This window comes from Bradyrhizobium sp. CIR18 (assembly GCF_014198295.1).
Lineage (GTDB): Bacteria > Pseudomonadota > Alphaproteobacteria > Rhizobiales > Xanthobacteraceae > Bradyrhizobium.
In genome coordinates, this window is record NZ_JACIHF010000021.1 from 19,471 (window position 1) to 33,857 (window position 14,387).

Genomic DNA, 14,387 nt, shown 5'->3' on the forward strand with positions numbered 1-14,387 from the left:
CGGCCCCGACCGAAAACCCTGTTTTCCGGCCGCACCTTGCGGCCTCCATTTGCTTTGAGACCATGTCCCTGCTCGTCAAGATCTGCGGCCTGTCCACGCGCGAGACGCTTCAAACGGCGCTCGAGGCGGGTGCGGATATGGTGGGGTTCGTGTTCTTCCCGCCTTCGCCGCGGCACCTGTCCCTGGAGCTCGGCCGCGACCTCGGCCGCCAGGTGAGGGGGCGCGCGCTCAAGGTCGCCCTCACCGTCGATGCCGACGATGCGACGCTCGACAACATCATGGACGCGCTGTCGCCGGACCTTTTCCAGCTGCACGGCAAGGAGAGCGTGGCGCGGCTGCGCGACATCAAGCAGCGGTTCGGCCGCCCGGTGATGAAGGCGGTCCCGGTCGCAACCGCGGCCGATCTCGCCGTGTTGCCCGGCTATGCCGCGATCGCCGACCGCATCCTGTTCGATGCCCGCGCGCCGAAGGATGCGACCCGGCCCGGCGGCCTAGGGGAGCCCTTCGACTGGCACCTGCTCGAAAACCTCGACCTGAAGCTGCCCTACATGGTCTCGGGCGGTCTTCATGCCGATAACCTCGCGGAAGCTCTCCGCGTCACCCGCGCCGGCGGCGTCGACGTCTCCTCCGGCGTCGAGAGCGCCCCCGGGGTCAAGGATCCCGAGATGATCAAGGCCTTCATTCGCGCCGCGCGCGCCAGCCAAGAGCCCCGTCAAGAGTCCAGCCAAGAGTTGAGTGTTCGATGAACGTCGCCAAACCCAATTCCTATCGCAGCGGTCCCGACGATCGCGGCCATTTCGGCATCTTCGGCGGCCGCTTCGTCGCCGAAACCCTGATGCCGCTGATCCTCGATCTGGAGAAGGCCTACACCGAGGCCAAGGCCGATCCGGCCTTCCAGGCCGAGATGAACGGCTACCTCACGCATTATGTCGGCCGGCCCTCGCCGCTCTATTTCGCCGAGCGCCTGACCGAGCATCTCGGCGGCGCCAAGATTTACCTGAAGCGCGAAGAGCTCAACCACACCGGCTCGCACAAGGTGAACAACGTGCTCGGCCAGATCATGCTGGCGCGGCGCATGGGCAAGAAGCGCATCATCGCCGAGACCGGTGCCGGCCAGCACGGTGTCGCCACCGCGACGCTGTGCGCGCGCTTCGGGCTCGAATGCGTGGTCTATATGGGCGCCGTGGACGTCGAGCGGCAGCAGCCCAACGTGATCCGCATGGAGATGCTGGGCGCGACGGTGGTCCCGGTGCAGTCGGGCACGCGCACGCTGAAGGACGCCATGAACGAGGCGCTGCGCGACTGGGTCACCAACGTGCACAACACCTTCTACTGCATCGGCACGGTCGCGGGTCCGCATCCCTATCCGACGCTGGTGCGCGACTTCCAGTCGATCATCGGCAACGAGACCAAGGTGCAGATGCAGGAGATCGAGGGTCGCCTGCCGGACTCGCTGGTCGCCTGCATCGGCGGCGGCTCCAACGCGATGGGCCTGTTTCACCCGTTCCTCGATGATCCCTCCGTCGAGATCTTCGGCGTCGAAGCCGCGGGCCATGGCCTGACGCAATTGCATGCGGCGTCGATCGCGGGCGGCCGTCCCGGCGTGCTGCACGGCAACCGCACTTATCTCTTGATGGATGCCGACGGCCAGATCCAGGACGCGCATTCGATCTCGGCGGGCCTCGACTATCCCGGCATCGGCCCCGAGCATTCCTGGCTGCACGAGATCGGCCGTGTGAACTATCTCTCCGCGACCGATGACGAGGCGCTCGCCGCGTTCCAGCTGCTGTCGCGCCTCGAAGGCATCATCCCCGCGCTCGAGCCCGCGCACGCCATCGCCAAGGTGATGGAGCTCGCGCCGAAGCGGCCGAGAGATCACCTGATGGTCGTCAACCTCTCCGGCCGCGGCGACAAGGACGTCCCGCAGGTCGGCGACATCCTGAGGGGCAAGAAGTGACCACGCGTATCGACACCCGTTTTGCCGCATTGAAGAAAGAGGGCCGCGCGGCCTTCGTCACCTATGTGATGGCCGGCGATCCCGATCTCACGACGTCACTCAATATCGTCAAGGCGCTGCCCAAGGCAGGCGCCGACGTTATCGAGCTCGGCATTCCCTTCACCGATCCGATGGCGGATGGCCCGTCGATTCAGGCTGCAGGTCTGCGTGCGCTCAAGGCCGGCATGACCTTGAAGAAGACGCTCGACCTCGTGCGCGACTTCCGCAAGGACGACAACATCACGCCGCTGGTGCTGATGGGCTATTACAATCCGATCTACATTTACGGCGTCGACAAGTTTTTGGCTGACGCCAAGACGGCCGGTGTCGACGGTCTCATCATCGTCGATTTGCCGCCGGAGGAAGACGACGAGCTCTGCATTCCCGCGCTGAAGGCGGGCCTGAACTTCATTCGCCTGGCGACCCCGACCACCGACGACAAGCGCCTCCCGGCGGTGCTCGCGAATACATCCGGCTTTGTCTATTACGTCTCGATTGCCGGCATCACCGGTGCAGCGGCGGCGGACGCGAATGCCGTCGGTGAAGCCGTCGCGCGCATCAAACGGCATACCAAGCTGCCGATATGCGTTGGTTTTGGCATCCGCACGCCGGAGGCGGCGCGCGCCATTGCCGAGAAGGCCAATGGTTCGGTGGTCGGCACCGCGCTGGTCGATGCGCTCAAGAACAGCCTCGACGCCGAGGGACGGGCGACCGGCAAAACCGTTAACGCCGTGGCCGAGCTGACGGCCGCCCTGGCCCAGGGCGTCAAGGGCGCGCAGCAGGCGGCGGAATAGGCCATAATTCCGCTTTAGCTCTTGAGTTTGAGCATGATCTTGTCGGAAAACCGCTTCACACTTTTCCGGATCATGCTCTAAGGCGGACGACACGGCGGCTTGCCGGGCAGCGGCCTGGTCGCCATATATCCCTTCAGGCGATCCGCGAGGCGGCATCGCACATCGGAGCAAACCATGAACTGGCTTACCAACGTGGTCCGGCCGAAGATCCGCAACATGCTGCGGCGGGAGACGCCGGAGAATCTGTGGATCAAGTGCCCGGATTCCGGGCAGCTCGTGTTCTACAAGGACGTCGAGGCCAACCAGTTCGTCATCCCCGGCTCGAACTACCACATGCGCATGGGTGCGGTGGCGCGCTTGAAGTCGATCTTCGACAACGAGACCTGGTTCGACGTCGCGCTGCCCGACGTCACGCCCGATCCGCTCAAGTTCCGCGACGAGAAGAAATACGTCGACCGCATCAAGGACGCGCGCGCCCGAACCAATCTGAATGATGCGATCAAGGTCGGTTACGGCAAGCTCGAAGGCTCCGCCGTCGTCGTCGCCGTGCAGGATTTCGATTTCATGGGCGGCTCGCTCGGCATGGCCGCGGGCGAAGCCATCGTCCGCGGGCTCGAGCTCGCAGTCGAGAAGAAGTCGCCGTTCATCGTGTTCGCCGCATCCGGCGGCGCGCGCATGCAGGAAGGCATCTTGTCGCTGATGCAGATGCCGCGCACGACGGTCGCGGTGCAGATGCTGCGCGAGGCCAAGCAACCCTATATCGTCGTGCTGACCAACCCCACCACCGGCGGCGTCACCGCGTCCTATGCGATGCTCGGCGACGTGCAGATCGCCGAGCCCGGCGCGCTGATCGGCTTTGCCGGCGCCCGCGTGATCGAGCAGACCATCCGCGAGAAGCTGCCTGAAGGTTTCCAGCGCGCCGAATATCTGAAAGAGCACGGCATGGTCGACATGGTCGTGCATCGCCACGAACTGCGTCCGACCCTGGCGCGGCTCTGCCGCCTGCTGACCAAGGCGCCGGCGCTGGAGACCGCGTCGAAGCCGATGCAGCCGGTACTCAGCCCGGCGCAGATCGTATCGGCCGCCGAGACGGCGCCGGCTGCGCCGCACGCGTGAACGCGTCCTCTGACAGCGCGAAGACGCCGCTCGGTGAATTGATCGGGCGGCTGTCGGTCCTGCATCAGAAGCGCATCGATCTCGGGCTCGAGCGGATGCACCGCCTGCTCGAACGGCTCGGCCACCCCGAACGCAAGCTGCCGCCGGTGATCCACATCGCCGGCACCAACGGCAAGGGCTCGACACTCGCCTACCTGCGCGCGACGCTGGAGGCCGCGGGCTTACGCGTCCACGCCTATACCTCGCCCTATCTCGTCAGGATCAACGAGTGCTTCCGGCTCGGCCGCGTTGGCGGCGGCGTGCTGGTCGGTGACGACGAATTGCGCGCGGCCCTGGAAGAGGTCGAGCGCGTCAATGCCAGCGAGGCCGCGACATTGTTCGAGCTGAAAACGGCGGCTGCCTTCCATCTGTTTGCACAGAACCCGGCCGACGTGGTGCTGCTCGAAGTCGGCCTCGGCGGCCGGCTCGATTCGACCAATGTGGTCGATACGCCCGCGGCCTGCGTGATCACGCCTGTCAGCATGGACCACATGGATTTCCTCGGGGACACCCTGACATTGATCGCCGGCGAGAAGGCAGCGATCATCAAGCGCGGCGTGCCCGTGATCTCCGCGGAGCAGGCGGGCGAAGCCATGGCGGTGATCGAGGCGCAGGCCAGGCGCATGCGCGCGCCGCTGTTTGCGGCGAACGAGAGCTGGCACGTCAATGTCGAGCACGGCCGCCTGGTCTATTCCGACGATCGCGGCCTGATGGATCTCACCGCGCCGCGGTTGTTCGGCCGCCACCAGTTCGACAATGCCGGCCTTGCGATCGCGACGCTGCGGGCGATTCCGAACTTTGGGATCAATCAGGCGGCGTTTGAGGCCGGCATCGTCGGTGCCGAATGGCCGGCGCGGATGCAGCGCATCACCTCCGGCGAGCTGCTCGCTCTCGGTCCGCAGGGCTCGGAGATCTGGCTCGATGGCGGGCACAATGCCGAAGGCGGCCGTGTCGCGGCCGCCGCGCTCGGCGATCTCGAGGAGCGGGTGTCGCGACCGCTGGTCGTCATCGCGGGCATGATGGCCAACAAGGACGCGCAGGGCTTCCTCGCCAATTTCGCCGGTCTCACCCGTCACATCATTGCGGTGCCGATCCCCGACACCGAGAACGCGATGCCGGTCGATCGCCTCGCCGACGCCGCGCGCAGCCTCGGTATGCGCGTCGAGACCGTCTCGGGCGTCGAAGCCGCACTGCGTGGCCTGTCGAAGCTCGCCTACGAGGTGCCGCCGCGCATCCTGATATCAGGCTCGCTGTATCTGGCCGGCCACGTGCTGGCGATCAACGGCACGCCTCCTGCATGAGGCTTCAATGCGCTTTGCCGCCATCGCCGACGTCCACGGAAACTATCTCGCGCTGGAGGCGGTGCTCGCCGACATCCGGGCCCACGGCATCACTGACATCGTCAATCTCGGCGACATGCTGAGCGGGCCGCTCGATGCGCGCCGCACCATCGAGATCCTGATGCAGCTCGACGCCGTGCACGTGCTCGGCAATCATGACCGCTACCTGCTGGATCGTCCGCCGGAGAAAATGGGCTCGTGGGATCGTCCCGCCCACGCAGCGCTCAACGCCCCGCAACTGGACTGGCTCCGCGCGCAGCCGATGACGCGGGTGTTTCGCGAGCAGGTGTTCCTCTGCCACGCGACGCCCGAGAACGACGAAGTCTATTGGCTCGACACCGTGCATCCCGACGGCACGGTGGCGCTGTCGCCGCTCGACCGGATCGAGCAATTCGCACAGGGCGTCAGCCAGTCCCTGATCCTCTGCGCCCACACCCATCTCGCCCGCGCGGTACGACTTCGCGAAGGCCGGCTGATCGTCAATCCTGGCAGCGTCGGCAGTCCCGGCTTTCGCGACAAGCATCCCTATCCGCATGTGGTGGAAGCCGGCACGCCGCATGCGCGTTATGCGTTTCTCGAACTGGCTAATGGTGCCTGGCAGGTGACGTTCCGCCACGTCGCGTATGATCACGATGCCATGGCGGCGCTTGCGCGCCGCAACGGCCAGCCGGAGCTGGCGAACGCGCTGGCGACGGGATGGATCAATTAAGACGGCACGGGCTGCTCACTTCAGCAGCTTCATCGGATCCGCGGCCCTCTGCTTCAACTGCTCGAAGCTGCATTGCCGCGGTGCCTTGTCGGGGCGCCAGCGCAGAATCGAGGTGCCGTGGCGGAAGCGTTCGCCGCTGAAATGGTCGTAGCAGACCTCGATCACCAGCTTCGGTTTGAGCGGACACCATATTGCCGAGCGCTCGGTGGACCAGCGGCTCGGCCCGCCCGGCGCGTTGCCGGTGAAGCCGGGCTCTGCGATCAGCGCCTCCACCCGGTCGGTCAGCGCGGGCTTCTGGTCTGCCTTGATCGCGGATGTGAAGCCGACATGGTGCAGCAAGCCACCATCGTCGTAGAGCCCGAGCAGCAGCGAGCCGACCACCTTTCGCCCGGCGATCTTGTTGGTGGCGTAGCGGAAGCCGCCGACGACGCAATCGGCGCTGCGGAATTTCTTGATCTTCTGCATGCCGTCGCGATTGCCGGCCTGATAGGGCAGGTCGACGCGCTTGGCGATGACGCCGTCCGAGCCGCCGCCGGATTGCGCCAGCCATTTTTTCGCGGTGGCGTAGCTCGTCGTCGCCGGTGACAGGCGGAAGAGGCTCCCCTTCAGATTAGCCTTCGCAAAAGCCTCCAGTACTGGTCGGCGTTCGCTGAGCGGTTTGCTGGCAAGCTGCTTCTCCCGGGCAGTCGCGAGAAGATCGAAGGTGAGATAGAGCGCCGGTGTCTCCTGCGAGAGCTTCGTCACGCGGCTTGCAGCCGGGTGAATGCGTTGCAGCAGCGCGTCGAATGAGAAGCTCTTGCCGTGCGGTACGACGATCTCGCCGTCGAGCGTGAAGCGGTCGGCCTTCAGCTTCAGCGCGGCAGCGACCACTTCCGGGAAATAGCGGGCGAGATCCTCGCCGGATTTTGAGCGCAGATCGACATGGCCGCCGTCGCGCGACAGCAGGCAGCGAAAGCCATCCCACTTGGGTTCGTATTGCCATTCCTTGCCGCGTGGAATTTCGTCGACCGACCGCGCCTCCATGGCAACGAGAGAGGTCGATCTTCGCGCGCGCTTTGCGGGAGGGGCAGGCAAGGGCCGGGACTCGTCGTACCTGAACACGTCCCGTCAACGCAAACGGCCGGCATTTCGCCGGCCGTTGTCGAAAATAAACTTGTGCGAGGCGGATCAGACCGCGGAGGTGATCCACTGCTGTAGCTTCGCCTTCGGCGCTGCGCCGACCTGGCGGGAGGCCATCTCGCCACCCTTGAAGATCATCAGGGTCGGGATCGACATCACGCCGTACTTCGACGCCGTCTTCGGGCTCTCGTCGACGTTCAGCTTGACGATCTTGACCTTGTCGCCCATCGCGCCGGCGATCTCGTCGAGAGCGGGCGCGATCATGCGGCAGGGGCCGCACCACTCGGCCCAGAAATCGACGACCACGGGGCCGTTCGCCTTGAGCACTTCGGCTTCGAAATCGGCGTCGGAAACCTTGCTAACGGCCATTGGAGTACCTCACTCGTTGAAAGAATCGGCGCGCATGGGAATCGCGCCCGGGATCATGGGGTCAACCTATGAACGGCTCCTTGCCGGGTCAAGGATGCTCACACCGAGATGAAGGGATGCCAGCGCCGCGTCCAGCGCGGGGGCTGAAATCTCCATATATTCAAGGGCCTCCGTCCAGAGCAGGACGGCGCGGATGGGCTTTTGGGGATAAAGCTGTGCCAGCACCGCCCGGTACAGCGCAAGCTGCCGGACATAGGCGGCGGGCGCTGCGGCCGCGTTCCTGGGCGCCGCCTGGTTGGTCTTGAAATCGACGATCAAAACCTCCTCCGGACGAACGACCAGCCGGTCGATCTGCCCCGACACCAATGCTGGAGTACGGCCCGGCCGCTCCAGCCGGCCGGCGATGGCGACCTCCGCCCGGCTGCCGGCGGCAAACACCGGCGCAAAGCGCGGTTCAGTGATCAAAGCCAGCACCTTGTCGGCCAACGCTGCGCGGTCGGCCTCGGTCCAGTCGGAGGCATTGCGCGCCATGAAGCCGAGCGCGGCCTCGCGCCGGCGCTCCGCGGCAATGTCAGGTAGGGATTGCAGCAGCCGGTGCACCAGCGTGCCGCGCTGCAGTGCCAGCGCGCGCGATTGCACCGATTCGCCTGTCCGCACGCTGCGGCCTTCCTCGGCCGACTGGCCGGACGGACGTACCAGGTCGTCGTCAACGGTCTCGCGCAGCGCCGGGGTTCGCAGCCAGTCCGGCAACGTGACCGTTGAATCCACGGAGGCGGCTGGAGTGCCCAGCGCCGCGACGTCCTCCGGCCGGGCGAATCGCGTCACCTTGCCGAGCGGCGTCTCGATCACCTGCTTGTCGAGGCCCGAGCTGGCGAGGCCGGTGTCGACCAGGTCGTACCAGCTGAGCTTGCGGACGTCCTTCCTGTTGCCCGGCAGGCAGCCGCCGACGATCAGCCGGTCCGCCGCGCGCGTCATCGCGACGTAAAGCAGACGGCGATACTCGTCCTCGGTCTCCTCGATCATCGCATTGCGGGCCTCGGCGACCGGCTTGGGATCATCGGCCTTGCGCCCGGCCCAGACCACGACCCCGCTGCCATTGCCGCGCGATACGTTGATCAGCTGAAGCCGCTGCGAGTCCGCGGGCGAGGAGGTGGTGTCGACCATGAACACGACCGAGGCCTCGAGGCCCTTGGCGCCGTGCACAGTCATCACCCGGACCTCGTCGCGCGAGATTTCCATGTCGCGCTTCACCTCGGTATCAGCCGAGCGCAGCCAGGCCATGAAACCCTGCAGAGCGGCCGGTGCCTTGCGCTCATAGTTCAGCGCCAGCTCCAAGAATTCGTCGAGGGCGTCATTGGCCTCATGGCCGAGGCGGCGCAGGATGCGCGCGCGTCCGCCGTCACCGCCGAGCAGCCAGGCGTAGAACGCGAACGGCGTCTCCTCCCGTGCCCGCATCTCGCAGGCTTCCAGGCACCGCAATGCCGTGGCGAACTTTTCGCTTGTGCCCGCATGCTCGCTGAGCGCACGGCGCAGCGAGCCCTTGCGGTCATGGGCCAATCGAAACAGATCGTCGTCGTCGAGCCCGAACAGCGGGCTCTTCAGCGCCACAGCCAGCGCGAGATCGTCCTGCGGCAGCAGCAGCGCGTCCGCAAGGTTCATCAGGTCGATGATTGCGATATGCTCGGTGAGCTTGAGCCGGTCGGCGCCGGCGACCGGCACGTTCGCATGCTTGAGCGCCTGGATCACGGCGTCGAACGCATTGCCGCGCCGGCGCACCAGGATCAGCATGTCGCCATAACGTAAGGGTCGGCGTTCGCCTTCATGTCCCGTCAGCGTGCCGCTCTCGACCAGCCGCTTGATCTCCGCCTGGATGCGGCGGGCGAGCTTCACTTCAGGGCTGGTGGTGGCGACGCCGTCGAACGGTGCGCGCCAGCCTTCGATGTTCTGCTTGTCGTCAGCGACTGCTAGGTCCCAAAGCTCGATTGCGCTCGGGCCTGCATCGTCGAGCGCATTGTGGACAGGATAGGCCTTCTCCGCATGGATGCTGCGATAGATAGTCTCGTCGCGAAAGACATGATCGACCGAATGCAAGATCGCTGCGCCCGATCTGAAAGAGTAATTGAAAGAAACCGGATCGAACTTGAGCTTGGCAGCTTCAAACTTTCTTCTGAGATCATATCGGCGTCGGTCGAACTCTCGGGGTTCTGCCCCCTGGAACGAGAAGATCGACTGCTTCTCGTCGCCGACCGCGAACACTGTGCGGTTCAGCCCCTCGCGCGCGCCTTCCCCGGCGGTGAATTCCGAGATGATGTGCGCGACGATATCCCATTGCCGCGGGCTGGTGTCCTGGGCCTCGTCGATCAGGACGTGATCGACACCGCGGTCGAGCTTGTAATGCACCCAGCCCGAGGCGATGCGGTTCAGCATCGCCAGCGTCTTGTCGATCAGATCGTCATAGTCGAGCAGCCCGCGCTCCTGCTTCTCGCGGCGGTAATTCGCGGCAGCGGCCGTTGCGATGTGCAGCAGGGCTGCGGTGCGGTCGCGGACCGTCACGGCGCGACGCCTTTCGATCAACGCATCGAGCCGCCGCGCCTCATTCTCGAACAAATGAGCGACTGATGGATGATCCTTGCAAAATTGCTTGGTCAACAACGTCTTGCGCGGTTGCTTCTTTTCATCCGTCAGGAAGACGGCAAGATAGGCATCAACTTGTGCGCTCCCCGAGACCGCCTTTGCTGACCGCAAGCAATCGGCCTGGTCCTTTTCGGTCTTGTTCCCATCATCTAGCGCAAAGGCGATGTCGTCCCAGCGCGATCGCGGCAGATAGGGTCCATCGAGAATCTCGGTCTCGACGTCCTCGATGCGGTCGCTCGCATCAACGCCCAGCGCCGACGCCATCTGCGCCGCCGCGGCTTCGGCGTTGCCGGCCTCATCCGTCCAGGCCATGAAGTGATCGCGGCTCAGGCACGCCTCGCGCACGACCTCCTTGAAAGTGACGTCGGCGGCGCTGGCCATTGCGGTCAGCAATGCGCGGCCGGTGACGCTCTCGGGATCGCGCGCGGCCTCCAGCAGCACCTTGAGATTGGCGCGCTCCATCATGTCGGTCTGGTCGCGCTCGTCGATAACGGCGAAGCGCGCGGGAACGTTGGCCTCGAACGGAAACTGCTGGAGCAGGCGCGTGCACAGCGCGTGAATGGTCTGCACCTTCAGCCCGCCCGGCGTCTCCAGCGCGCAGGCGAACAGTTTTCGCGCGTCGCGCCGAATTTTCGCGCTGGGATGCGGGATGCCGACAGCGCGGATCGCTGCGTCGAGCCCGGTATCATCCAGCGTCACCCAGTGACCAAGCGTGGTGAACACGCGCTCGGCCATGTTGGCGGCGGCGGCTTTGGTGAAGGTGATGCAGAGGATCTTCTCCGGCGGCACGCCCGACAGCAGCAGGCGGATCACCCGCTGCACCAGCACATGGGTCTTGCCCGAGCCGGCGTTGGCCGACACGAACGCCGACGCGGTCGGATCGGACGCACGCGCCTGCCGCGCGCGCACCTCGTCGGGAATGGGACGTGGCAGCTTCACCATTCCTCGATCCCCAAACCGCCGGCCGCAGACCATTCCTTGATCCGGGCGAGATCGTCATAGGTGCCGTAGCGGTTGGACCACATCGGCAGGTTCAGCGAGGTGTAGGGCTGGTTTTCGTCGTCGAAGGCACGGATCAGGGCTTCAAGCTTGGCGCGCGCTTCGGCGGCTGCTGTGTCCGGCGGCTGCGGCTCGTCGCCGGGCTTGTACTTGAGCTCGAGGATGCGCTCCTCGCCCGCCGGATTGTTGCCGCTCAGGCGTACATAGACGAGCTGGCTCACGGAGGAGCCGGCATCGATATCAGGGAATCCACCCTCGCGCAGGATCGCGGCCTCCAGCGTGAGCTGCGGCGACAGGCCCATGCGGACCTGCTTGCCGGTCGGCGGCTGACCGGTCTTGTAGTCGAGGATGGCGTAACCGCCGCCCTGGCGCCGTTCGATGCGGTCGGCGCGCGCGGAAAGCCGGAAGCTGCGCGCGCTGTCGAGCATGATTGAAATCTCGCCGCGGGTCTCCGCGACGATGGCCTCGATCGCGTCGCGGCGCGCGGTCTCCCATTCGCCGAACCAGCGCGCGATGCGCTGGAAACGTGGCCACCACAGCGCCCGCGCCTCGGGTCGCTCCATCAGCGGCGCAAAATATTTCTCGCCGATCGTGCGCAGCACGCGCGCGGGGTCTTCAGGCAGACGCGTCGCATAACTCTCGGTGAACTCGCCGATCGCATCATGAATCGCCGAGCCGCGGTCGGCGGCCGACAGCGGCATGTCGACGGGATCGAGCGCATCGAGCCGCAAAATGTGTTTTGCGTAGATCGTGTAGGGATCGCGCAGCCAGTCTTCGATCGCGGTCACCGACATCCTGAGCGGCCGCGTCGCCCGCGGCGGCCGCGGCTCGGGCTGCTTGATCGGCGTGACTTCAGCGGGCTGGTCGAGCGCGCCCGCGAACTGCACATATTTCTCGCCGGCGCGAACGGCCGCCTTCCAATGATCGTCGCCCGCAACCGCCTCCAGCCGATGAAGGAAGCGCGAAGCCACCGCAGGTGCGCCGCCGGCCTTGGCGGAATGGGTGAGGATCACCTCGTCGCCGCCGAGCAGCTGAGCAAAATCGTGGGCGGAGAGGCCGATGCGGCGCTCCGGCAGATCGAGACCGAGCTCGTGCCGCATCGGCCGGCTGAGCCAGGGGTCGATGCGCGGAGCCGGTGGCCAGACGCCTTCGATCAGGCCGCCGACGATGATGCGGTCAGCCTGCATCAGGCGCGATTCCAGCGGGCCGTAGATCTGCAGCCGCGCGCCCGGCTTGTCTCGCCGCCTCACGGCGCGATCGCTGAAAGCGGTCTGGAAGACGTCGGCATAATCAGGCAGCGTCACCATCAGTCCGCTGATCGTGCCGCCGCGCAGGAGATCGTTGAAGGCGCCGGCGAGCGCGAGGCCTTCGCGCTCCTCGAAGGCCAGCGGGATGCCCTGCTCGTCGCGCGACAGCTCGATCATGATCTCGCGATGCCGGTGCGCGAGTTCGGCAAAGTCATATGGCTTGGCCGACACCAGATTCTCGATCGGCGCCAGCGCCTTCTGCAAGGTGTCGATCAGCGTCTGGATGCGGTCGATATTTTCGGCCTTGAGACGCGCACGGGGCTCGGCCTTGTGAAGCGCGGAGACCTCGCTGCGCCACAGCTTTGTCAGCTCGTCGCGAAAGCGGTTGAATTCGCGCAGCAGGCCGCCGGTGCCCGCAGGCGGGCGCGTGCCGCGCAGGACTGCAAGCTCGAGATCTTCGATCGCCGCCTTCCATGCGCCAGGCAGCCGGCCGAGCCGGCACAGCGGATGCTTCAGCATCGCCAGCAGCGTCGGTGGCTCCAGTCCCTTGGTCGCGGCTTCCGCGGTGAGACGCGCAAACACGCCGGCGGATGTTTCCATCAGCACGTCGCCGCCGGAATCATCGAAGGCGAGATCCCATCGGGCCAGCGCGGCCATCACCCGCCACGCCAGCGCGCGGTCCGGCGTCACCAGCGCTGCCGATTTGTCGAGATGCCGCGCTTCGCGCATGGCGATGGCAATGGCGAGCGCTTCCATTTCAGGATTGGGTGCTTCGACGACCGCGAGGTTTCTCATGCCGCCGGCGATCTTCGCCGCGACGTCCGGCTGCTTCAGCCGGTCGTGCCAGACTTCCGTCTTGGCCGACGGTCGCATCGATTCCGATGCGAGCAGATCGCGGCCGCCGTCCGTTGGCGGCTGGAGAATCTCGACGTCGCTGCGCTTGATGCCAAAGCGATCCAGCAGTGCGTTCATCGCGTATTGCGGATGGTTCGACGCCGGATGCTCCGCGAACTTGCCGAGCGAGTCGCGCACGCCGCCGATGCTGCGCCAGGCGTCGTCGTCGAGATCGGTGTCGAGGCCCGGCAGCACCACTGCGCCATGCGGCAACGAGGCGACTGCGTGCAGGAATTTCGCGGTGGCCGGCATCGAGCCGGTCGAGCCCGCTGCGATCACGGGCCCATGGGGATGTGCGGTCAGGCGCTTGGCTTCCGCCGCGATCAGGAGATCGCGCCGGGCTGCGGGTTCAATCCGGTTGATCTCGGTGAGATGACCGGGCCAGGCGATGCGTGCGATCCGCAAAAATTCGAGCGAGTGCTGCCAGTAGCGGTCGAGGTTGTCAGGTACGAGACCGTCGAGCGCGCTCCAGTCGACGCCGCGCGTCACCATGTCGTCGATCAGGCGCGCGAGGTCGCCGGCGAGCGCCAGCGTTGAAGCGGGCCCGCCGACCACCAGTGGCGACAGCACCGGGCCCTTGGCCCAGGCCGCGACCAGCTGAGCCAGCGTCAGCCGTCGTTCGAGCTCGCCGAGCCGCGGCGGTATGTCGAGCGGCGTTGCGCCGGAGAACTGCTCGCCCTCGTCGGCGAAGGCGAGCTCATCCTCGTCGATGTCGCCGAGCGCGACGATGCGCGGCAGCACCACGGCGTCCGCTTTCATCTCGTCGAGGAAGATCTCGCGCACCACGCGCATCGCGCGCCGTGTCGGGAGGTATAGCGTGGCGTCCGCCAACCGAGCCGGTTCCTTGCGCGCCTCGAATCCCTCGACCAGTCGTCCCTCGAGCAGGCTCGCGACGATCGTGCGCAGGAATGGAACTGAGAGGGGGACGCTGAAGACGCGCATGAGCTGCCTGATTCGAAGGATCAGGCAATATAGGGAGGCGGGGTCAAATGGTCATGGGGCGGCGCGAAATCGTCCCCGCTGTTCGTCGGGACTAGAACAGGTGCCGTAGGGTGGGCAAAGGCGCGACAGCGCCGTGCCCACGCGTCTCTCACCGACTTTCACCGCTTGAATCCGTGGGCACGCTTCCGC

At 65.9% G+C, this 14,387-nt stretch carries 10 protein-coding genes; 6 read left to right on the forward strand and 4 right to left on the reverse strand.

Annotated elements, in window-relative coordinates; all coding sequences use genetic code 11:
- Positions 1 to 62 precede the first annotated feature (62 nt).
- The 6 genes from GGD65_RS36395 (at position 63) to GGD65_RS36420 (ending at position 5,994) form a co-directional block, all read left to right on the forward strand.
- On the forward strand, positions 63 to 746 hold the full coding sequence (locus tag GGD65_RS36395; RefSeq protein WP_183238323.1) for a phosphoribosylanthranilate isomerase: 684 nt from the start codon (positions 63 to 65) through the stop codon (positions 744 to 746).
- Entirely contained in the window at positions 743 to 1,957 is a 1,215-nt protein-coding gene (trpB, locus tag GGD65_RS36400; protein ID WP_183238324.1) for a tryptophan synthase subunit beta, read from the forward strand. Before GGD65_RS36395 ends, trpB begins: the two co-directional genes overlap by 4 nt.
- Entirely contained in the window at positions 1,954 to 2,790 is an 837-nt protein-coding gene (trpA, locus tag GGD65_RS36405; protein ID WP_183238325.1) for a tryptophan synthase subunit alpha, read from the forward strand. Before trpB ends, trpA begins: the two co-directional genes overlap by 4 nt.
- A gap of 174 nt (positions 2,791 to 2,964) precedes the next feature.
- Entirely contained in the window at positions 2,965 to 3,906 is a 942-nt protein-coding gene (gene accD, locus GGD65_RS36410; RefSeq protein WP_018323424.1) for an acetyl-CoA carboxylase, carboxyltransferase subunit beta, read from the forward strand.
- Positions 3,903 to 5,246, forward strand: a complete 1,344-nt coding sequence (locus GGD65_RS36415) for a folylpolyglutamate synthase/dihydrofolate synthase family protein (RefSeq protein ID WP_183238326.1) — start codon at positions 3,903 to 3,905, stop codon at positions 5,244 to 5,246. Before accD ends, GGD65_RS36415 begins: the two co-directional genes overlap by 4 nt.
- A 7-nt stretch (positions 5,247 to 5,253) precedes the next feature.
- Complete coding sequence (locus tag GGD65_RS36420) at positions 5,254 to 5,994, forward strand: metallophosphoesterase (protein WP_183238327.1); 741 nt, start codon at positions 5,254 to 5,256, stop codon at positions 5,992 to 5,994.
- Between the two features lie 15 nt (positions 5,995 to 6,009).
- Here the strand turns inward: GGD65_RS36420 and GGD65_RS36425 are convergent, their stop codons facing one another.
- The 4 genes from GGD65_RS36425 to addB form a co-directional block, all read right to left on the reverse strand.
- Positions 6,010 to 7,017, reverse strand: coding sequence for an ATP-dependent DNA ligase (locus GGD65_RS36425; RefSeq protein ID WP_183238360.1), 1,008 nt, complete (start codon positions 7,015 to 7,017; stop codon positions 6,010 to 6,012).
- Between the two features lie 144 nt (positions 7,018 to 7,161).
- Complete coding sequence (trxA, locus tag GGD65_RS36430; RefSeq protein WP_008540017.1) at positions 7,162 to 7,482, reverse strand: thioredoxin; 321 nt, start codon at positions 7,480 to 7,482, stop codon at positions 7,162 to 7,164.
- 66 nt (positions 7,483 to 7,548) lie between these two features.
- Positions 7,549 to 11,058 carry a double-strand break repair helicase AddA gene (gene addA / locus GGD65_RS36435; protein ID WP_183238328.1) on the reverse strand — a complete coding sequence of 1,170 codons (3,510 nt, stop codon included), beginning with the start codon at positions 11,056 to 11,058 and terminating at the stop codon, positions 7,549 to 7,551.
- On the reverse strand, positions 11,052 to 14,198 hold the full coding sequence (gene addB / locus GGD65_RS36440; protein ID WP_183238329.1) for a double-strand break repair protein AddB: 3,147 nt from the start codon (positions 14,196 to 14,198) through the stop codon (positions 11,052 to 11,054). The genes addA and addB overlap by 7 nt, the downstream gene beginning before the upstream one ends.
- Positions 14,199 to 14,387 lie beyond the last annotated feature (189 nt).